Annotated in this window: 17 protein-coding genes; 5 read left to right on the forward strand and 12 right to left on the reverse strand. The window is 68.2% G+C overall.

Annotated elements, in window-relative coordinates; translation table 11 throughout:
- Positions 1–61 precede the first annotated feature (61 nt).
- The 3 genes from EPN98_RS21115 to EPN98_RS21125 are packed head-to-tail and all read left to right on the forward strand — an operon-like array spanning position 62 to position 2,644.
- Positions 62–1,042, forward strand: a complete 981-nt coding sequence (locus EPN98_RS21115; RefSeq protein ID WP_293364913.1) for a kinase — start codon at positions 62–64, stop codon at positions 1,040–1,042.
- Positions 1,043–1,091: 49 nt separating this feature from the next.
- Positions 1,092–1,718, forward strand: a complete 627-nt coding sequence (locus EPN98_RS21120; protein WP_293364914.1) for an SIS domain-containing protein — start codon at positions 1,092–1,094, stop codon at positions 1,716–1,718.
- 14 nt (positions 1,719–1,732) lie between these two features.
- Positions 1,733–2,644 (forward strand): glycosyltransferase family 2 protein, encoded by a 912-nt coding sequence (locus EPN98_RS21125; RefSeq protein WP_293364915.1) that lies wholly within the window; start codon positions 1,733–1,735, stop codon positions 2,642–2,644.
- A 4-nt stretch (positions 2,645–2,648) separates the two neighbouring features.
- On the opposite strand, the gene EPN98_RS21130 is transcribed toward EPN98_RS21125, so the two are convergent.
- The 3 genes from EPN98_RS21130 to EPN98_RS21140 form a co-directional block, all read right to left on the reverse strand.
- Positions 2,649–3,317 (reverse strand): CpsD/CapB family tyrosine-protein kinase, encoded by a 669-nt coding sequence (locus tag EPN98_RS21130; RefSeq protein ID WP_293364916.1) that lies wholly within the window; start codon positions 3,315–3,317, stop codon positions 2,649–2,651.
- Positions 3,317–4,696, reverse strand: a complete 1,380-nt coding sequence (locus tag EPN98_RS21135; protein ID WP_293364917.1) for a Wzz/FepE/Etk N-terminal domain-containing protein — start codon at positions 4,694–4,696, stop codon at positions 3,317–3,319. The genes EPN98_RS21130 and EPN98_RS21135 overlap by 1 nt, the downstream gene beginning before the upstream one ends.
- Positions 4,697–4,905: 209 nt before the next feature.
- A complete protein-coding gene (locus EPN98_RS21140) occupies positions 4,906–5,562 on the reverse strand; it encodes a PEPxxWA-CTERM sorting domain-containing protein (RefSeq protein ID WP_293364918.1) in 657 nt (218 codons plus the stop codon).
- 347 nt (positions 5,563–5,909) lie between these two features.
- On the opposite strand from EPN98_RS21140, the gene EPN98_RS21145 reads away from it, so the two are divergent.
- Positions 5,910–7,316 carry an ATP-binding protein gene (locus tag EPN98_RS21145; RefSeq protein WP_293364919.1) on the forward strand — a complete coding sequence of 469 codons (1,407 nt, stop codon included), beginning with the start codon at positions 5,910–5,912 and terminating at the stop codon, positions 7,314–7,316.
- A 97-nt stretch (positions 7,317–7,413) separates the two neighbouring features.
- Here the strand turns inward: EPN98_RS21145 and EPN98_RS21150 are convergent, their stop codons facing one another.
- The 7 genes from EPN98_RS21150 to EPN98_RS21180 form a co-directional block, all read right to left on the reverse strand.
- Positions 7,414–8,346 carry a hypothetical protein gene (locus EPN98_RS21150; RefSeq protein ID WP_293364920.1) on the reverse strand — a complete coding sequence of 311 codons (933 nt, stop codon included), beginning with the start codon at positions 8,344–8,346 and terminating at the stop codon, positions 7,414–7,416.
- Positions 8,347–8,538: 192 nt separating this feature from the next.
- Positions 8,539–9,414 carry a glucose-1-phosphate thymidylyltransferase RfbA gene (rfbA, locus tag EPN98_RS21155; RefSeq protein ID WP_293364921.1) on the reverse strand — a complete coding sequence of 292 codons (876 nt, stop codon included), beginning with the start codon at positions 9,412–9,414 and terminating at the stop codon, positions 8,539–8,541.
- Positions 9,411–10,460: a dTDP-glucose 4,6-dehydratase gene (rfbB, locus tag EPN98_RS21160; RefSeq protein ID WP_293364922.1), complete on the reverse strand. Its 1,050-nt coding sequence runs from the start codon at positions 10,458–10,460 to the stop codon at positions 9,411–9,413. Before rfbB ends, rfbA begins: the two co-directional genes overlap by 4 nt.
- Positions 10,461–10,550: 90 nt before the next feature.
- Positions 10,551–10,970 carry a DUF4112 domain-containing protein gene (locus EPN98_RS21165; RefSeq protein WP_366558509.1) on the reverse strand — a complete coding sequence of 140 codons (420 nt, stop codon included), beginning with the start codon at positions 10,968–10,970 and terminating at the stop codon, positions 10,551–10,553.
- Between the two features lie 36 nt (positions 10,971–11,006).
- On the reverse strand, positions 11,007–13,496 hold the full coding sequence (locus EPN98_RS21170) for a polar localization protein TipN (RefSeq protein WP_293364923.1): 2,490 nt from the start codon (positions 13,494–13,496) through the stop codon (positions 11,007–11,009).
- Positions 13,497–13,657: 161 nt separating this feature from the next.
- On the reverse strand, positions 13,658–13,876 hold the full coding sequence (locus EPN98_RS21175; protein WP_293364924.1) for a hypothetical protein: 219 nt from the start codon (positions 13,874–13,876) through the stop codon (positions 13,658–13,660).
- A gap of 164 nt (positions 13,877–14,040) precedes the next feature.
- Complete coding sequence (locus EPN98_RS21180; RefSeq protein ID WP_293364925.1) at positions 14,041–15,987, reverse strand: right-handed parallel beta-helix repeat-containing protein; 1,947 nt, start codon at positions 15,985–15,987, stop codon at positions 14,041–14,043.
- Between the two features lie 244 nt (positions 15,988–16,231).
- On the opposite strand from EPN98_RS21180, the gene EPN98_RS21185 reads away from it, so the two are divergent.
- A complete protein-coding gene (locus tag EPN98_RS21185; RefSeq protein ID WP_293364926.1) occupies positions 16,232–16,378 on the forward strand; it encodes a hypothetical protein in 147 nt (48 codons plus the stop codon).
- A gap of 22 nt (positions 16,379–16,400) precedes the next feature.
- Here the strand turns inward: EPN98_RS21185 and EPN98_RS21190 are convergent, their stop codons facing one another.
- Both EPN98_RS21190 and EPN98_RS21195 read right to left on the reverse strand, forming a co-directional pair.
- Entirely contained in the window at positions 16,401–16,928 is a 528-nt protein-coding gene (locus EPN98_RS21190) for a methylated-DNA--[protein]-cysteine S-methyltransferase (protein WP_293364927.1), read from the reverse strand.
- On the reverse strand, positions 16,909–18,426 hold the full coding sequence (locus tag EPN98_RS21195; RefSeq protein WP_293364928.1) for an AlkA N-terminal domain-containing protein: 1,518 nt from the start codon (positions 18,424–18,426) through the stop codon (positions 16,909–16,911). The genes EPN98_RS21190 and EPN98_RS21195 overlap by 20 nt, the downstream gene beginning before the upstream one ends.
- Positions 18,427–18,433 lie beyond the last annotated feature (7 nt).

The raw sequence follows: 18,433 nt of genomic DNA on the forward strand, positions 1-18,433 counted from the left end.
ACGTTAGCTGGCCTAAGCCGAAACGAGACGCCGGCCGCAGGGCCAGCGAGGGGTGCGAGCGATGATCATCTCGAAGACGCCGCTGCGGCTGAGCTTTGTGGGGGGCGGCAGCGACCTGCCGGCCTTCTATCGCGATGGCGTGGGCGCGGTGCTCTCCACCTCGATCAACAAGTTCGTCTACGTGACGATCAACAAGCGCTTCGAGCCGGGTATCCGCCTCAGCTACTCCAAGACCGAGGAAGTGTTGTCGGTCGCCGAGATCGAGCACCGGATCGTCAAGGCCACCCTGGGCAAGCTGGGCGTCGATGGCGGGGTCGAGATCACCTCGGTGGCCGACATCCCCTCGCGCGGCAGCGGATTGGGCTCGTCCAGTTCCTTCACCGTGGGCCTGTTGCACGCCCTGTACGCCTACCTGGGCCAGTACCGGCCCAAGCTGGACCTGGGCCGCGAGGCCTGCGAGGTCGAGATCGACCTATGCGGCGAGCCGATCGGCAAGCAGGACCAGTACGCCGCCGCCGCCGGCGGCCTCAACATCATCAAGTTCTATCCGGACGAGACCGTGACCGTGGAGCCGGTGATCGCGCCGGCGGGCGTGACCGACACCATCGAGTCCGAGATGCTCATGTTCTACACGGGCATTGTCCGCTCGGCCTCGGGCGTGTTGCAGCAGCAGTCCGACGCGGTGGCGGCCGACAAGGCCAAGAAGCAAGCGCTGGTGCGGATGACCGAGCTGGTCGACGTGCTGCGCGATGAGATCTCCCGCGGGAACACCGACGCGCTGGGCGAGATCCTCCACGAGAACTGGATGCTGAAGAAGGGGCTGACCGCCGCCATCTCCAGCGGCGACATCGACGACTACTACGACGCCGCCCGCAAGGCAGGCGCCCGTGGCGGCAAGCTGCTGGGGGCCGGCGGCGGGGGCTTCATGGTGTTCTCTGCGCCAAAAGAGCGCCACGCCGACATCAAGGCTGCACTCTCGCACCTGCGTCATGTGGACTTCGGGTTCGAGAACATGGGCACCAGCATCGTGTTCTATCAGTGACGTTGTCCGGAGCGGCCAGGCCGCGACGAACATCTGAAAGGGGCTGCGCATGACCTTCTTCCCCGACCGCCTGTTCGACGGCGCCGGCGCCTACGCGGCGGCCTATTTCGAGCAGTACAGCCACGCGGCGGCCACCCTCGACCAGGACGCCCTGAAGCGCGCCGGCGAGCTCGTGGGCGACGTGATCGCCCGCGGTGGCACGATCTACTCCTGCGGCAACGGTGGGTCGGCCGCGATCGCCAACCACCTGGCCTGCGACTGCCTGAAAGGCATCCGCGCTGGCACTTCGATCCGGCCCAAGGTGTGCAGCCTGTCGACCACGGTCGAGCTGATCACCGCTATCGCCAACGACATCAGCTATGACGACGTCTTCTCGTACCAGCTGGACTCGCTGGGCCAGCCCGGCGACCTGCTGATCGCCATCAGCTCGTCCGGGTCGTCGCCCAACATCGTCAAGGCGCTGAAGTTGGCGAAGGAGAAGGGCCTGAAAACGCTGGCCTTCACGGGCTTCGGCGGCGGTGAGTCCGCCAAGGTCGCAGATGTCAGCCTGCACGTTCAGGCCGAGAACTACGGCGTCGTCGAAGACGTGCACCAGTCGCTGATGCACCTTCTGGCCCAGTACACCCGCCACCGGAACCTGGACGACACGTCCACGCTCGGCAGCGTGAAGTTCTGAGCGGACCCGCGCCGTTGCACGTCTCGATCTCGATCGTCGGCTACCGCAATGCGGACGACATCGCCGCGTGCCTGCGCGCGCTCGAGGCCGGGACCTACGCCGATTTCTCGGTCTTCATCTGCGAGAACGGCGGAGACGACGCGTTCCGGCGGCTGGTTGCGGCCGTACCGACCAGGCTGGCCGGCGGCCAGACCGTCACGACGCACCAGGCCGGCGGAAATCTGGGCTTTGCTGGCGGGGTCAACGTCTGTCTCAGGAGCACGCCCGACGCCGACGCATGGTGGGTCCTCAATCCCGACACCCAACCTGATCCGGACGCGCTGGGCGCCATGGTCGCGCGGCTGAACGTCGGCGATGTCGACGCCGTCGGTTGCACGCTCTATCGCGAGACCGGGGAGGTGCAGTCGCACGGGGGCCGCTGGCGCGCCTGGCTGGCCCGGGCCGAGTCCATCGGCAACGGCTCACGGCTGGAGGCGCCGGTGGACGGCGGCGCCGTAGAGCGGGCCCAGTCCTTCCTGAACGGGGCCTCGATGCTGGTCGGCCGCCGGTTCCTCGAGACCGTCGGCCCCATGCGCGAGGACTATTTCCTGTATGCCGAAGAGAGCGAGTGGTTCCTGCGGGCCGCGCGCCACGGCATGCGGCTGGGCTTCGCGCCGGGCGCCCGGGTCAAGCACGCGCACGGCGCCACCACCGGCTCCAACGCCGGACTGAAGAGCCGCCCGCGCCTGCCGATCTACCTGGACGAACGCAACCGCATGCTGCTGACCCGCGACCTCTTCCCGGGCCGCCTGCCCGTGGCCGCGATGGCCGCGCTGGGGCAGCTCTTCATGCGCTACGGACGGCGCGGCGCGTGGACCCAGTTCAACTACGGACTCTCGGGCTGGGCCGCCGGCCTGCGCAACGAACGCGGTCCCCCCGCCAGCTGAGGGCTCAGCCCTCGTTGAAGATCGATCCGATGACTTCTGTCCGGTCGAGGCGAAGATCCTTGATCAGCGTCCCGAGGTCGTCAGCCATGGTCACGTCACGCCGCGCCACCAGGACGGCATACCCCGCCACCGCTGCGATCCGCCTCGTCTCGGCGCAGCGGTTGGCCGGCGGCGTGTCGATCAGGGTCAGGTCATAGGTGCGCAGCGCATACTGCATCACCTGCTCGAACCGTTCGGTGTCGAAGAGGTCCTGGACGTCTTCGCCCGCACCGCCGGCGTAGATCGCCGACAGATTGTATTCGACGTCGGCCTGCACCAGCGCGCTCGGGTCGTCGAGTTCACCTCGAAGGTACTGCAGGAGCCCATGCGACGGCGTGGACGGCGGGGGGATCATGTCGGCCAGCGCCGGCGCCCGCAGGTTCGCGTCGATGACCAGCGTGCGAAGCCCGCTCTGAGCGACGGTCAACGCAAGGCCGGCGGTCACGAAGCTCACACCGGCGCCTTTGGCCGCCGCGCAGACGGCCAGACCCCGGCGACCGCTGATGGCGTGCTGCTGAACGGCTGCGGCCGAGCCTTGCAGCAGCGAGGCGGCGCGCGAGTCGACGCCCAGCTTCGCGATTCGCGTCAGCAGGCTCTCCGGGGCGGACGCGTCGGAAGGCTCGGTGCGGTCCATCACGCCGCGGCGGGCTTGAGCTTGCGCAGGCGAATCCGGCGTCGCTGGCGTTTCACGGGCGGGTCGCGAAGCGCCGGGATCGAACCCAGCACCGGGATCGGCGCGGCGGTGCGCAGACCACCCAGCGTGCGGACACGCAGGTTGAACATCTCTGTCAGCAACGCCGCGATCACGCCCGCAACGAAGCCAAGCCCCCCCGTCCCGCCCAGGATCAGGGCGGTGTTCGGAAATGCGACGCCGGGAACGTTCTTCACATCGCCCATCGACGTCAGACCGCTCTCCGTCGTGGTCGTCAGCTGGCGCAGGTAGGCGACCTGCTTCAGCGACGCCTCCAAAGCCTTGGCCTTCAGGTTGATCTGATCCTGGAGGAGACGCAGACGCAGCGCGTCCTGGCGCTGGCTCAGAACCCGCTCGCGCTGGGCGTTGAAGGCCGCGGCCTTCGAGCGTTCGTTCGCGGTGACCACCGCGGCGACACCGCCTGCCTCGCGGTCCTCCGCATCCGCACGCGTCGCCAGCTGCGCCCGCATCCGGCGCATCTCCACGATCCGCGGGTGATTGGGCCCCAGAGTCTGGCTGGCCTGGTTCAGCTCGGAATCGAGCACCGCCAGCTGACCGCGCAGGGTTGCAGGCGTTGCGATGACCGGGAGGTTGTTCATCATGGACGCGCGCGACGGCGGCTGCGCCAGCGCCATCAGGCGTTCGCTGTCCAAGTCGGCCCCGTTCGGCGTCAGGATCACGCCCGTCGCCTGCTCCATGGCGAACTTCCTGGTCTGAAGGGCGAGGAGTTCGGCTCGCAGGCGCTCCGCTCGCTCGGCCTGAGCCGTCGCGTCGCTCTCCGAGGAGTTCCGCCGCTCGGCGATGCTGCCCGCGATGTAGGCGTCCCGCACCGCGCCGGCCACCAGGGCTGCCAGCTCCGGCGACGCCCCGCGATAGCGGATTTCGATGATGTTGCTGCCTTCCACCAGCGACGTGTCGAGAGCCGCGGCGACGGTCTGCGCCAACCAGAGAATAAGCGGCCGCGTGTCACCGGCCGGCCGCGACGCGTAGGCGTTCAGAATTTCCGGATCGTCCAGCCACCCCACCGCCTCGACAGCCGGCGCGACGACCTGGGGCTCACGGATGAACGCGAGCTGCGATTCGAGGTAGGGGTCGATCTGCCTGCGACCGATGACGGCGCCGGTGATCGGGTCTGGCTTGTAGATGTTCAAGAGCACGCGGGCCGTCGCGTCGTACTGGCGATCGGCCGTAGCCACCACCCCGGCTCCGCCGGCCAGGGCGCCCAGGGTCACGATCGCGATGATGAGCCATCGCGCCCAGAGGATCCTGCCGACCGTAAGCCAGAACATCTCGAGATTCGCCGCCTCTTGAATCGCGGACATGCAGACCGCCGCTCGGGTCCGCACGCAACCCTGGCAGGGTATCTACCGGACCTCACCAAAATGCAAAGCGCCGCCACAGAAGGCGGTGCCGCGCGAGGGCCCGCCCCCCACGCGCTCCAAGGCGCGCCTGTTACAAATCAGGACGCGAAAACGCAAAAGGCCGCCGACCCGAGGGTCGGCGGCCTCCGCAATTCAGGCTTGGTTGTCGCTTAGGCGAAAACCGCGCGGCGACGACGGATCATCGCACCGGCAGCGCCGAAGCCCATGATCATCAGAGCCCAGGTGCCGGGTTCCGGAACCGCAACGGCTTGAGCGGTCGCCGAAGCCGAACGCTGAGCGGCGCCGGAGTTCGCCGTGATCGTGTACTTCTGGGTCCAGGAGTACACACCGCCGCCACCGATGTTGAAGACACCATCGATGCCGTTCTGGCCGAGGCCGACCTTGGTGACCGAACCCAGCGACGTGCCGCCGTACTTCTGGTTCGCCCCACCGAAGAACTGCTCGATCTTCGAGGTCAGGCCGTTGGCGTTGTTGTTGTTGGTCGAAGACCAGAAGGCCTTGTAGTCACTGGTCAGGCCCGTCCGCGTAACCCAGACGGTCAGGTTGGCGGCGGTGCTGGCGGCCGTCACGTCGACCGAGGTCGTGTGCAGGATACCTTGACCGACGGTGTCGGCGTTGCCTTGGACGAGCACGGAGGCGAAGCCACCCAGCGAGCCAAAGCCCTGATTGATCAGGCCGTCGTCGAGATCGACGAAGGCGTCGGTCACGCCGTCGAACGAGATGTAGACGGCCGCGCTGGCCGAACCGGCCGTCGCGAGAGTGGCAGTGGCCGCAGCGACCGCCAGAGCCTTAGAAAACACGTTCATTTGTGCACCCCTATTTAACTTGCGATTCACCCTAGAGGTCCGGAAATAGCCTGTCATCCGGGTTCCCCTTAGGGGCGAGTAAGCCTTGCCTCTCGCCTGAAATTTCGCTGGCCGGGCCGTCTGGCGACCCATAGCTGCAACGAAATCCGAGCGACCACCATGGCGCTGCAAACTCCGGGCCAACACATAGCACTCGCGGTTAACGGGAGCCAGAACCTTTGCCGCACCGCGGCATGAAAAGATGTCGGGGCGCCCTAGAATCGACTTCAGGGGGTGGTTAAGCAAACAGAAGGTAGAAGGCGTGCACCCTGCGCGTCCAAGTGCGGAACGCGCGCGTACGCGTCTGTATGACACCTGACGAACCGACGATGGAGCACGAGTTGGCCGGCTGGAACCCGTTCAAGCGAAAGCCGCCCGCAGCAGCGAAGGCGCCGCGCCAGCAGGCGGCCCCGACGGCCGTCGTGAAGCCGCTGGTCCGCGAGGCGCATCGCCGCGCGCCCGAAAGCGGCACGCTGCCCCGATTCAATACAACCGCCAGCGATCAGATGAGCGGCCGCAGCGCCGATCGGTTCTCCGCCGTGCGGGCCAAGCTGCGCCACGCCTTCACGCCCTCGCAGCCGGTCGCCGACCGCCGCCTGTTTGCGGGGCGTGACGACGTGCTCAAGACGATCATCCGCTCGATCGAGGACCAGCGCCTGCACGTCGTGCTCTACGGCGAGCGCGGCATCGGCAAGACCTCGCTCCTGCACATCCTCACGCAGGCCGCGACCGAGGCGCGCTATATCGTCGTCTATACGTCGTGCGGCGCAAACTCGAACTTCGACGAGACCTTCCGCGCGGCAGCCGCCGAGATCCCCCTGCTGTTCCACTCGGGTTTCTCGCCCACGGGCTCCGAGGCCGAAAAGGGCGCGTCGCTGGCCGACCTGCTCCCCAACGAGCCGCTGACGCCGCGCAAGTTCGGCGATCTTTCCGCGCGCCTCACGGGCACCCGCGTGCTGATCATCCTTGACGAGTTCGACCGCGCCGAATCCAGCGCGTTCCGCCGGGACGTGGCCGAGGTGATCAAGAATCTCTCCGACCGCCTGGGCCGGGTGCAGCTGGTGCTGGCCGGCGTCGCCGCCGACCTGACCGAACTGGTCGAGCACATCCCGTCGATCCGACGCAACATCTTCGCCCTGCGCGTCCCCAAGATGTCCGAGTCCGAGGTCCTGGAAATCGTCGCCAACGGCGAGCGCGAAGCCGACCTCAAGTTCGACAGCCAGGCCAGCGCCTTCGTGGTCGAAGTGGCCCGGGGCTCGCCCTATATCGCCAACCTGATCTGCCACCACGCCGGCCATGCGGCGCTGGACGCCGGTCGCAGCACGGTGACGCCGGCCGACGTCGCCAGCGCTGTGGATCGCACGATCCAGGAGTTCCAGGGTCGGATCGCCACGCCGGCGCAGCAGCATGTGCGCCGCCTGTTCGATCAGGGCCGCCAGGACGTGCTGGCCATGACCTCGCGCGCCTCGCTTTCCGCCGACGGCGTCTTCGATGCGCACGACGTTGAGACGGTCAACACCATCTCGGCCCGCAAGGCGCAGGACGCCATCGAGGTGCTGCTGAGCGAGAATCTTCTGAAGCCCATGGCCGGCGGCGAGAGCGGCGCACGCTACGCCTTCGTCGAGGAAGGCCTGCCGACCCTGATCTGGATGATCTGGGCCCAGCGCAATCTCAATCGCGAGGCCACGGCGCCCCGCGCGGCGACCGCTTCGTAGGCACAGTCGGTCGACGTCCTCGGACGCCGGCCCTCCACAAAACAGAAGGGCCGGCGCTGAGCGCCGGCCCTTTTTCGTGACCCGATGACGCCGCGATCTATTTCGCGGCGGGTTCAGCCGGGGCCGCCGCAGGGGCGGAAGCGGCGGGAGCCGCAGGCGCCTTGGCTGCTGGCGCCGCCTTCTTTTCAGGCGGCGGCTTGAACGCCGGGTTGTAGACGATCTTCGATTCGGCGGCCTTGCGCATGTCGGTGATCTGCTTCGTCACCACCTCGCCGGCCTTCTGTTGCCGCAGCGCGTTCATCGCATAGGCCGTGGCCATGTCGCCCGTGAACGGCACCGAGCGAGACGCGCTCACGTTGTTGAACAGGATCGCGCCGCCCTGCGGGATCACGAAGATCTCGCCCGGCGGCAGGTTGGCGATGCCCTGAACCAGCCGGGGGTCGGCCGACAGCGTGTCGAGCACCACCGCGTTGGTCTGGTACTGGACGCCTTCCGAGTCGAGCAGCGCTTTGACCTGGTCGAGGGTCTGCAGCGGCCGCAGGCGTTCCGGCGAGATCTTGTTCGGCGCGGCGATCACCTGGTCGACGAAGAGCACCTTGCGCTGGAAGAAGCGCGCGGGATTGGCCGCCACATAGGCTTCGGCCTCGGCCTTGGTCGGCTGGGCGGCCTTCGAGGCCAGCTTGCGCTGATACAGCTGAGCCAGCAGGGCTTCCTGGCCGCGCTCGACCTGCAGCGTGTAGTCTGTGCCCTTGTCCAGCTTCTCCTCGCGGGCCTTCTTCGCGATCAGCTTGCGCATGATGATGCGCTGCAGCGCCTGCTGCTGGGCGGCCTTCATCACCTCCGGGTCGCGCGACCCGAAGTTGCCCAGCTCGGTCCGGAGCTGCAGGCTGGTGATCTCTTCGCCGTCGACGGTGGCGACGACCTGGCCGCTCGCTTTTCCGCCGCCCATGAGCTTCTTGACCTGATCGCAGCCGGACAAGCTGAGCCCGGCGCTGACAGCGGCCACAATAACAAGTGCTCTGATCTTCAAGGGCCCCTCCCTAGAACCGCGCCGCGCTCTGCGGCCTCGGCGGGTAGATGATGCGAAATTCCTTACGAAACTCAGACCGGCGCGGATGCCGACGTCGCCGCCGGTCGGCCTTGCCGCCGAATTTTCCAGAGTAGATGCCTAACAGTCTCCGCCGATCCTGGCGAGTACCGCCGATAGCGTCCACCTCCGGTGTTAAGCCCCTCGATCGGCAAGGTCGCGAAGATAGCGGCCGTACTCGCTCTTTCCCTGAGCATCGCCCTGCTTCATCAGCTCGTCGCGGCTGATCCAGCCGTTCTCGAAGGCAATCTCCTCGAGACAGCCGATCCGCAGGCCCTGGCGCTGCTCGTAGGTGCGGATCAGCTCGCCGGCCTGGATCAGGCTGTCGTGCGTGCCGGCGTCCTCCCAGGCGAAACCGCGTCCCAGCAGCTCGACGTGCAGTTCGCCCCGCTGGAGATAGAGGTCGTTCAGCGCCGTGATCTCGAGCTCGCCGCGCGCCGAGCGCTCCAGAGTCTTCGACATCTCGCTGGCGCGCCCGTCGTAGAAGTAGAGGCCGGTCACGGCGTAGTTCGACTTCGGCTTGGCGGGCTTCTCCTCGATGGAGAGCGCCTTGTTGTCGGGCGACAGCTCGACCACGCCATAGCGTTCGGGGTCGTGCACCGGATAGCCGAAGACCGTCGCGCCCTCCTGGCGGGCGTCGGCCGACTTCAGCATCTGCACGAAGTTCTGCCCGAAGAAGATATTGTCGCCGAGGATCAGCACGCTGGGCTCGCCGCCGACGAAGTCCTCGCCCAGCAGATAGGCCTCGGCCAGGCCGCCCGGCGTGGGCTGGATCACATACTCGAAACGCGCGCCGAACCGCGAGCCGTCGCCCAGCAGGCGCTTGAAGCCCGCCTGGTCCTCGGCGGTGGTGATGATCAGGATCTCGCGCACGCCCGCCAGGAACAGCACCGACAGCGGGTAGTAGATCATCGGCTTGTCGTAGACCGGCAGAAGTTGCTTCGAGACCGCAATGGTCAACGGGTGCAGCCGGGTGCCGGCCCCGCCGGCGAGGACGATGCCCTTTCTCACGCTTTCACCAGCCCCAGACGGTCGGAATGGAAGCCGCGGGTCCGGATGCCCTCGACCCAGGCGTAGTTGTCGACGTACCAGCGCACGGTGTCCTCAAGACCCGCATCCAGCGGCATCCGCGCCTTCCACCCCAGTTCGCGCTCGAGCTTGGAAGCATCGATGGAATAGCGGAAGTCGTGGCCGGGACGGTCGGTGACGAACTTGATCTTGTCGGCATGCGGCGTGTTGGCCGGCGCCATCTTGTCGAGGTGGGCGCAGATGATCTTCACCACCTCGAGGTTCCGCTTCGTGGCGTCGCCGCCGATGCAATAGGTCTCGCCCAGGAGACCCTTCTGCAGCACCAGCAGCAGCGCCTCGGCGTGATCGTCCACATGCAGCCAGTCGCGCACCTGCCGGCCGTCGCCGTAGACAGGGATTTCCTTCCCCTCCATCGCGCGCGTGATCACCGTCGGGATCAGCTTCTCGGGGAACTGGTAGGGCCCGTAATTGTTCGAGCAGTTCGTGATGACCACCGGGAACTTGTAGGTGTGGCCCCAGGCCCGCACGAGGTGGTCGGACGAGGCCTTTGACGCCGAATAGGGCGAACGCGGGTCGTAGGGCGTCTCCTCGGTGAAGTCGCCGTCCTCGCCCAGGGCCCCGAACACCTCGTCGGTCGAGATGTGGTGGAAGCGGAAAGCGGCCTTCTTTGCGGGTTCCAGCTTGCCCCAGTAGTCCCGGGCGGCTTCCAGCAGGATCGCCGTGCCCAGGATGTTGGACTTCACGAAGTCCAGGGGCCCCTCGATGGCGCGGTCGTTGTGGCTCTCGGCCGCCAGATGCATCACCGCGTCAGGCTGGTGGCGCGCGAAAACCGCCTCCACCCTGGCGCGGTCGCAAATGTCGACATGCTCGAACGCATACCCCGGATCGTCGGCCACGCCGGCCACGTTCTCCAGGTTGGCCGAGTAGGTCAGCGCATCGAGATTCACCACCTGGTGGCCGTCTGCGATGGCGCGCCGCACAACGGCCGAGCCGATGAAGCCGGCGCCGCCGGTAATCAGGATCTTCATGCTGGCCTTCCTGTGGGGGACTTCCGCCGCCGTCAACCGTCTCGGCATGGAGAATCCATGCAGACGAGGCGTTTACAGGCCGTTGCTGAGCTATCCGACAATCCCGCCTGGCGGCGTCTGAGGCGTCCCTTGCGCCATCGGCGCCTCGACCGCGGGCTTTCCATGCCGGCGCTCGATGTCCTTTTGCAGGGCGCGCGCGGCGAAGGCATGCCCGGTGAAGACCGTATCGACCACCCAGCCCACGATCGGCACGCCGGAACTGAGGCTGTCGGCGCCGAGATAGGCGGCCATCCGCAGGAGCGTGGCTCGCGAGGCGCCAGCCTGGAACGCCTCATGCAGCAGGATGCCGGCCGCGCCGACCGAGTACACGGTCCCGGCCACCGGAACCCACGCCAGCACGCCGTCTATGCCCAGGCCCCACGGGCCCACGCCGATCAGCCGGTCGGAGAGTTTGCGGATCCGTTCGGCCCGGCGCCACGCGATGTGGGCGCGCTCAGTTTGAGTGTCCATGTCGCCTCAACGCCGCTGCGGGCGGCTCGGGTTCCCCTAGACGGTGTCGCCGGCCGCCGCATCCAGAAGCAGGAAGGTTCGCCCGCCCTCGGCCTCCAGCAGGCTGGCCAGGGCCAGGCCTCCTGGATCGCGCGCCGCGGCGTCGTCGGTCAGCGTGCGGAAACGACGGACGAAGATCTCGGTGCGGCGGCGGATGTCCTCGTCGGTGAACAGCCGCCGGGCGATCCGCCGGGTGGCGGCGGGCGCAAGCTTGCGGACAACCTCCCTCGCCCCGTCCAGGTCGCCGGTCTGGAGGGCCGCGGCGATCTCCTCGACGCGCCCCGGCGGCAGCAGCCTGACCGGATCGACACCCATCTGGGCCAGTTCGCCCGCCAGGGTCTCCTCCAGGCGCTCGCCGTCAGTGTCGGAACCGTCCAGCGACGCCAGGAGGTCTTTCCAGGTCCACGGCTCGCCCGCAGCCTCCTCCCCGTCGTCCCCCTCGGGCGGCGCGGCGGGGGGCGGCGCGCCTGCAGCCGTCTCGAAGACGGCGGAAAACTCGCGGTCCGTGGCGGTCGGCGTAAAGCGGATGCGGTTGCGCAGGCCGATACGGTCGGCCAGGTCGCCGGGCTCTTCGACGGGCAAGACAGCCTCAGGCTCGGCGGCGCGGCGGGGCTTGGGGGGCGGCGCCGACGCGGCGGGCGGCGGCGGCGCGACGGCCAGCGGCGCGATCGGAGGCGGCGGCGCGGCGGCCGCGACGCCCATGATCCGGACCGCCTCCGACAGCATCTGGAAATTGCGTCGGACCCGCTCCTGGAAGGCCGCGTCGATCGCTTCGGCCTCCTGGGCCGTACGCCGCGCCTGCGCCATCAGTTCGTCCATGCCGTCGGCGACGATGGCCCGCACCTGGTCGGCCTGGCCCGCGGCGGCGGCAGGCAGTTCCCTCGCCCGCGCCTCCAGGTCCGAGAGCATGGCGGCCAGTTCGTCCATGGCGGCGCGGGCCGAGGCGGCCCCCTGCTCGAGCTTGCGCGCCGTGTTCTGCCCGGCGGTCTCGACCAGCTTCGAGGATTCCTCGATCAGCGCGCGGGCTTCCTCAAGACGGGCCTCGAACACCTGGTTGGCCTTCTGACCGGCGCCGAAGGCGGCCTCGGACAGGTGATCGACCTGCTCGCGCGCGGCCGCGGCGTGGCGGGCGGCGGCCTCGCGGGTCTCTTCGGCGGCCTTCGCCAGCGCCGTGATCGCCGAGCGGGTCTGCGCGTCGAGTTGGGCCCGCTGTTCGGCCGCCGCGGCCGAGACCGCTTCGAGCGACTGCAGCGTCGACTGCCCGAACTCCTCGCGCTCGGCCTTGGCGGTCTCGGCCAGGTCCCGGAACTGCAGGGCCGCATCGCTCATCAGGCGTCGCAGCTGCTCGCCGCCCGCCGAAGCGCGCTCGCCCATCTCGGCCGCCGACGTGCGCGCCTCGTCGATGAAGGCGGCCAGCTTGGCGGCGTGCGCCTCGGCCTCGCCGGCGAAGACATCCTGATCGGTCCTGAGCGACTGGCTGAGCGCGACCAGCGCCGAACGCTGCTCGGACAAGCCCGCCTCGACGGCCCGCACCTGCTCGGCCACGCCCGTTCCGGCGTTTTCCAGACGGGCGATGTGCCGGGTCAGATCCTCACCGGCCGTGCGCGCGGCGCTGCTGGCTTCGCCGGCGGCGGCGGCAAGGTCGGCGGCGCGAGCCGAAAGCGCGGCTTCGGCCTCCCGGATCTGGGCTTCGGCGACTCCGGTAGCGTCGGCGACCATGCGGGCCTGAAGCGTGATGGCGTCGGCGACCTTCGTCGCCTGCGCGTCCAGGGTCTGGGCCAGGACGCTCATTTCCGAGCGCTCGCGGCCCAGCGTGCCGGCAAGTTCGCCGGCCGTGCGCACGGTCTGGGCGGTCGCCCCGGTCAGTTTGTCGGTCTCGAAGGCCAGGGCGTCGCGCATCGCCAGCAGCGTCTCGCGCGCCTCCTCCGCCGCGGCGCCGGCCCGCGCGATCTCGTCCCTGACGGCCTGGGTCACATCGCCGGCGCGCGCGGCGGCTACGAGAGCGGGCGACAGCATATCCTCGGCCATGGCGCGGCCGCGGCGGGCTTCGAACGCCAGTTTCTGAGCCTGGCGGATCATGTAGGCGGCCAGCAGGACGAAGACGGCGGGACCGATCGACAGCAGCGCGAACACGCCCAATGCGAAGGGGTCATACTGCAGCGGAGCGATGTTGGCGCGGTAGCCCACCGCGAACGCGATCGGCGCGGCCGCCCACAGAACCGCCACGGCCGCAGCGGTCAGCCAGATCGGCCAGCCGGCCGGCGGGGTCTCCTCGTACTCGAGGACATGGGCGTGGGCGTCATCCGCCGCAGGCTCGAGCTCGGCGCGATGGGCGCGCAGAGCTGGCGACCGTTCGGCCGCTGGGTCGATCCGGCGAAAGCCCACGGACTCGGCGTCCAGCATGGGGGGGTCATGATCGTCGTTGTTAGGCGCGTCCTCGACGGGGCGCCCGAAGTCCATCGGTTGCGGCCGCTTCGAGAACTTCATTACGCCCATTCCTTCCCGTCCGAGGGACCGGCGCATCCAGCCCCGCCCGGCCCCCGAAGTCCCCGCTAGAACCTAGCCGGGCGAGCGGCGCACGCAAACAGGCGCGCGCTCGATTCGCGTGTTCTTGGGCGGAATGTCGCGCTGAGCGACCAACGCGCCGATCAGGCGCGGACGATCCGGGCCCTGGCGTCTTCCGGACAGTTCGAGGTCCGCTCAATGCGATCCGGGGCCTTGCGGGGCGTGCGAGCCACAATGCGCTGGTCGACTGGAACGGCCGGGCGCTCGACGCGCGGCGGCTCCAGGGTGACGCCGAAATGCGAGAAGGCGGCGGCCGAGGAATGCACGACCACAGCGGCCACCATTTCCGTCAACGACGCCATGGGCCCTTCCCCGACGATTCCACCTGCGGTCGCTATACGCTGCAGCCTGCCGCGACGCGAGCGAGGCATCGTGAAATCTTCGTCATGTTCGTGAAGGCGCCGAAAATGCAAAGCGCGGCGCCCCTGGGGGACGCCGCGCCGCGCTCGACCCCGAAGGGGACCGGTCAGAGCATGAAGTCGCTCGCCTGGAAGCTCGTGACGTTTTTCATCAGGAGCCGGAAGTCCGCCACGCCGTCGCCGTTCAGGTCGCCCATCACGTAGGAGTCGGCGCCCGAGACCTCGTACCGGAGCTGGCCCGCCACCTTCGAGAAGGCCGCCGTGCCGATGAAGGCGAACGCCTGGTTGCCGTCCATCACCGTGTTCGCATCCAGCGCCGTCAGGATCACCTTGTCGCCTTCGGCGCGGTTGAAGTCGAAGATGACTTCGCCCGAGGCCTCGATGTTGTTGTAGGTGAACTGGTCGGCGCCGAGGCCGCCGGCCATCACGTCCTGGCCGAGGCTGCCGTCAAGGACGTCGTTCCCCGCCCCGCCCGACAGCGAGTCGTTGCCGGCGTCGCCGCGCAGGCGGTCGTTGCCGGCCTCGCCGGCGATCGTGTCGTTTCCGTTGCCGCCGAAGACCGAGTCGGCGCCTTCGCCGCCAAAGACGCGGTCGTCGCCATCGTTGCTCTGGATGTTGTCGTCGCCGCCCATCCCGGAGATGGTGTCGCCGCCGATCGAGCCACCGATGCTGTTGCCCAGCGCGTTGCCGACACCGACCCGCGCATCACCGATCATCGAGAGTTTCTCGATGTTCTCGGACAACGTGACGTTCACCGACGAGATCACCTGGTCGTTGCCGCCATTTGCGCCTTCGACGACCACGTCGTTCAGCGAAGTCAGACGATAGGTGTCGTCGCCGGCGCCGCCGACGAGCGTGTTGTGGCCCACGCCCACGCTGTCCAGCAGGTCGTTGCCGTCGCCGCCTTCAACGCGGGTATTGCGGTCCGCCAACGTCTTCAACTGGTCGTTGCCCGCCGTGCCCGTGACGATCGCCGACTGGATGCGGGTCGCCTCGATCACGGCCAGGGACTTCGAAATAAGGCTCTGGAGCTCGGTGGTCGTCGAAAGCGCAAGGAGCTGGGGGTGCACGGCGAGGTAGGCCTTTACCAGCGCCGCCCCGCCGTCGGTCACGGCGCCCAGCGTGGTGCTGGTGTTGCTCATGTTGGTGACCGTGCTGTCGAACGAATACTGGCTCGACTGATTGCCGGTCAGCTGGATGTTCGTAGCCTTCGTGAGGCCGATGCCGGCGGTCTGACCCGGCAGAGCGACCACGGTGTTGTTCAGGATCTTCACGCCGTCGCCGCCGTTGACCATCACACCGTTGGCCATCGTGCCCACGATCATGTTGTCCTGAACCAGCACGTTCTTGAACGGCATGGTGCCGACCTGGTCGCGGAAGAAGATGCCCTGGGTCGCGGCGCCCTCGCCACGCAGGATCAGGTTGCCGCTCACCGTGATGTCGCTCGCCTGGGCCAGCGTGCCCTTGGTCCAGAACTGGATCGCGTCCGGATGATCGCCGTCGACCGGGTCGAAGTTCGAGAAGGTGTTGTTGGTGACCTTGATGTTCGAGGTGCCGCCGCCGCGAACGCCGTCTTCCTGGATTTCGGTGAACTTGTTGGCGTTGATGGTGACGGCCTTGGAGTCGACGTGGGCGATGCCGTACTCCAGCTGGTGGAATTCCGAGTTCGTCACCGTGACGTCGCTGCTGAGACGGATCAGAATGCCGCCGCCGTCGTTCTGGGCGTCACCGTCCAGCGAGCCGTGGACGTTCACGTTGTTGAGCACGATCCGCGAGGACTCGATCACCTGGTAAGGATTGACCTGGGTTTGCGCGACTTTCAGCTCGAGCGCCTGGAAATTGAGGCCCTCGCAGCCACGCAGTTCGAAGCCGTTGAGGCTGGCCTCTTTCGCCGGATCCAGCGACGTGATGGTGACGCCTGCGCCGCCGAACTTGACGCCGTTGAGCGAGAAGGATGAGTAGTCGCCGGCCGCCAGCTTGATGATGTCGCCGGCCTGGGCGCTCTTCAGCGCGGTCGTCAGGCCGGTCGTATCTTTGACGATAATAGTAGCCACCCGTATCTCCAAATTCTCACGACCCGGGTGCGCTCGACAACTTAGGTGCGTCGAATGTCGTCACCCCACCAACGGTCGTGAGAATGTGGAACGCCGGTTCCGATCGGATTAATCTGGGTGGTTAACTTAACCTTATGATATTACCTCATTAACCAAGGCACATAGAGACTGGATATACTTGAAATGCCGTATTGGCCGAGGCGCAGACCTTGACTCCCCACGGGAGCAGCCGCATGCACGAGGCATGGAGCAGTACTCTCTCCTCATCCTGTTTGTGACCATGATCGCCGTCTGGCTGTTCGCCTGGCAGCCCTGGGCGAAGCGCCCTGACGACGAACTGTCGCAGGACGCGCCCGACCCCAATGATCAGGACAACGGCCGACGGCGCTGACCGCCGGCCCTGTGCGCAACCGTTAAGCCGCGGCGCGGGCCCGCGCGCCTTCATGCTCCAACAGCCAGCGTTTGCGGTGCAGGCCTCCGCCGTAGCCGGTGAGCGAGCCGTTCGACCCGATTACCCGGTGGCACGGAACCACCAGCGCGACAGGGTTTGACCCGTTGGCGAGGCCTACGGCGCGCACCGCCGTCGGGCGACCGATGCGCTCGGCCAGCTGGGCGTAAGTCCAGGTTTCTCCGGCAGGGATCGAACAAAGGGTCTTCCAGACGGTTCGCTGAAACGCTGTGCCCGCGCCGTCCCAGGCGATGTCGTCGAAGGCGTCGGTCTGGCCGGCGAAGTAGGCGTCGAACTTCGCGCGTAGCGGCCCCTGCCCCTCGACCAGCTTCGCCTTGGGATAGCGGCGGCCGATCCACTTCAGCATCGCGGGCTCGTAATCCGTCCAGTTGAAGGCCCGCAGGACGCCGGCTTCGTCGGTGACGACGAGGGCCGTGCCGATCGGGGTCGGCGTGCGATCCAGCGTCAGGGTTTCAGGCAGCTTGGCGGTCATCGGGCTTGTCCTTCTTGGATGGGGTCGTCTCGGCGCCCGCCGGCGCCAGGCCAGGATCGTGCGCCCAGAGATGCTGGGCGGCGTAGGCGCGCCAGGGCGTCCAGGCGGCGCTGCGGGCGAGCAGCTGATCGGCCGTGGGGCGCACCCCGTTCTGGTCGGCCATCGCCCGCATCAGGCCGATATCGGCCTGCGGGAACGCGTCGGGTTCGCGCAGTTCGCGCAGCGCGATGTACTGCGCCGTCCACTCGCCCACGCCCGGCAGGGCCTTCAGAGCATCGATGGCGCTTCGCAGGTCGCCGCGCGGGGTGAAGATGCTGCGATCGGCGGCGACCGTCCGAGCCAGGCCCTCCAGGGCCGCGCCGCGGGCCCGGGGCATGCCCAGGGCGGCGATGTCTTCGCCCACCAGGCGCTCGGGCGTCGGGAACACGCGGGTCAGGCCCAGGTCTGCCGCGGCGCGGTCCTCGATCGGCTCGCCGTAGCGCTCCACCAGCTTGGCCGCGAGGTTGCGGGCGGCTGTGACGGTGATCTGCTGGCCCAGGATCGCCCGGACCGCCAACTCGAAGCCGTCCCAGGCGCCCGGCGCCCGCAGACCCGGCCGGGCCGCGACCAGCGGGGCCAGCGCCGGGTCCTGCGACAGATGCGCCCCAATCAGTATCGGATCCGCCGAGAGGTCGAAGACGCGGCGGATGCGCGCGATCACCGCCGGCAGGGCGTTCATCTTCGGGAAGCGGATTTCGGCCGAGAGCGCCCCGTCCTTGCGGGGCGTGACGATCACCACGCCGGTGGCGCCGTCCACCGACAGCGTCCGGGCATAGCGCCCAGGTTCGACGAGCTCGACTCCGGGAATCGCCCGATCAGCCAGGAAGCGGATGATCGCCTCCCAGTCGTAGGGCGGCTTGTAGGGCAGCCGCACCGTGATGCCGTCAGCGGCCGGGATCTCGGCCTGGCGCGAGCGGCGCAGCTCGCCGGGCGGGCGGCCGAACAGCTGCTGGAAGGTCTCGTTGAAGCGCCGCACGCTGCCGAAGCCGGACGCCAGCGCCACCTCGCCCATCGGCAGGCGGGTTTCCTGGATGAGCTGCTTGGCCAACAGCACCCGGCGGGTCTGCGCCACCGAAACCGGCGAGGCGCCCAGATGCTGGCGGAACAGCCGTCGCAGCTGGCGCTCACCGACCCCCAGTCGCGAGGCCAGGGCGTCCACGTCGCCGCTGTCCATCGCCCCGGCCTCGATCAGGGCCAGCGCCCGAGAGACGGTGTTCGAAGTGCCCCGCCAGGCGCCCAGATCGGGCGAGGCCTCGGGGCGGCAGCGCAGGCAGGGGCGATAGCCCGCCTCCTGCGCCGCGGCCGCCGTCGGGTAGAACGTCATGTTCTGCGGCTTAGGCGTGCGCGCGGGACAGATCGGCCGGCAGTAGATGCCGGTCGTCTTCACGGCGCCGAAGATGCGCCCGTCGAACCGCGCATCGCGGGTCTGGAAGGCGCGCCGGCAGGCTTCGAAATCCATGTCCATG

The organism is Phenylobacterium sp. (genome assembly GCF_004299445.1).
Lineage (GTDB): Bacteria > Pseudomonadota > Alphaproteobacteria > Caulobacterales > Caulobacteraceae > Phenylobacterium.

What these genes read in the sequence shown, in the direction of transcription:
- EPN98_RS21190 (WP_293364927.1), bottom strand. Translation starts at nt 16,928, where the DNA reads ATGACCGCCAAGCTGCCTGAAACCCTGACGCTGGATCGCACGCCGACC.
- EPN98_RS21185 (WP_293364926.1), top strand. Translation starts at nt 16,232, where the DNA reads ATGGAGCAGTACTCTCTCCTCATCCTGTTTGTGACCATGATCGCCGTC.
- EPN98_RS21170 (WP_293364923.1), bottom strand. Translation starts at nt 13,496, where the DNA reads ATGAAGTTCTCGAAGCGGCCGCAACCGATGGACTTCGGGCGCCCCGTC.
- EPN98_RS21120 (WP_293364914.1), top strand. Translation starts at nt 1,092, where the DNA reads ATGACCTTCTTCCCCGACCGCCTGTTCGACGGCGCCGGCGCCTACGCG.
- rfbB (WP_293364922.1), bottom strand. Translation starts at nt 10,460, where the DNA reads ATGAAGATCCTGATTACCGGCGGCGCCGGCTTCATCGGCTCGGCCGTT.
- EPN98_RS21145 (WP_293364919.1), top strand. Translation starts at nt 5,910, where the DNA reads ATGACACCTGACGAACCGACGATGGAGCACGAGTTGGCCGGCTGGAAC.
- EPN98_RS21165 (WP_366558509.1), bottom strand. Translation starts at nt 10,970, where the DNA reads ATGGACACTCAAACTGAGCGCGCCCACATCGCGTGGCGCCGGGCCGAA.
- EPN98_RS21115 (WP_293364913.1), top strand. Translation starts at nt 62, where the DNA reads ATGATCATCTCGAAGACGCCGCTGCGGCTGAGCTTTGTGGGGGGCGGC.
- EPN98_RS21130 (WP_293364916.1), bottom strand. Translation starts at nt 3,317, where the DNA reads ATGGACCGCACCGAGCCTTCCGACGCGTCCGCCCCGGAGAGCCTGCTG.
- EPN98_RS21140 (WP_293364918.1), bottom strand. Translation starts at nt 5,562, where the DNA reads ATGAACGTGTTTTCTAAGGCTCTGGCGGTCGCTGCGGCCACTGCCACT.
- EPN98_RS21195 (WP_293364928.1), bottom strand. Translation starts at nt 18,426, where the DNA reads ATGGATTTCGAAGCCTGCCGGCGCGCCTTCCAGACCCGCGATGCGCGG.
- EPN98_RS21175 (WP_293364924.1), bottom strand. Translation starts at nt 13,876, where the DNA reads ATGGCGTCGTTGACGGAAATGGTGGCCGCTGTGGTCGTGCATTCCTCG.
- EPN98_RS21135 (WP_293364917.1), bottom strand. Translation starts at nt 4,696, where the DNA reads ATGTCCGCGATTCAAGAGGCGGCGAATCTCGAGATGTTCTGGCTTACG.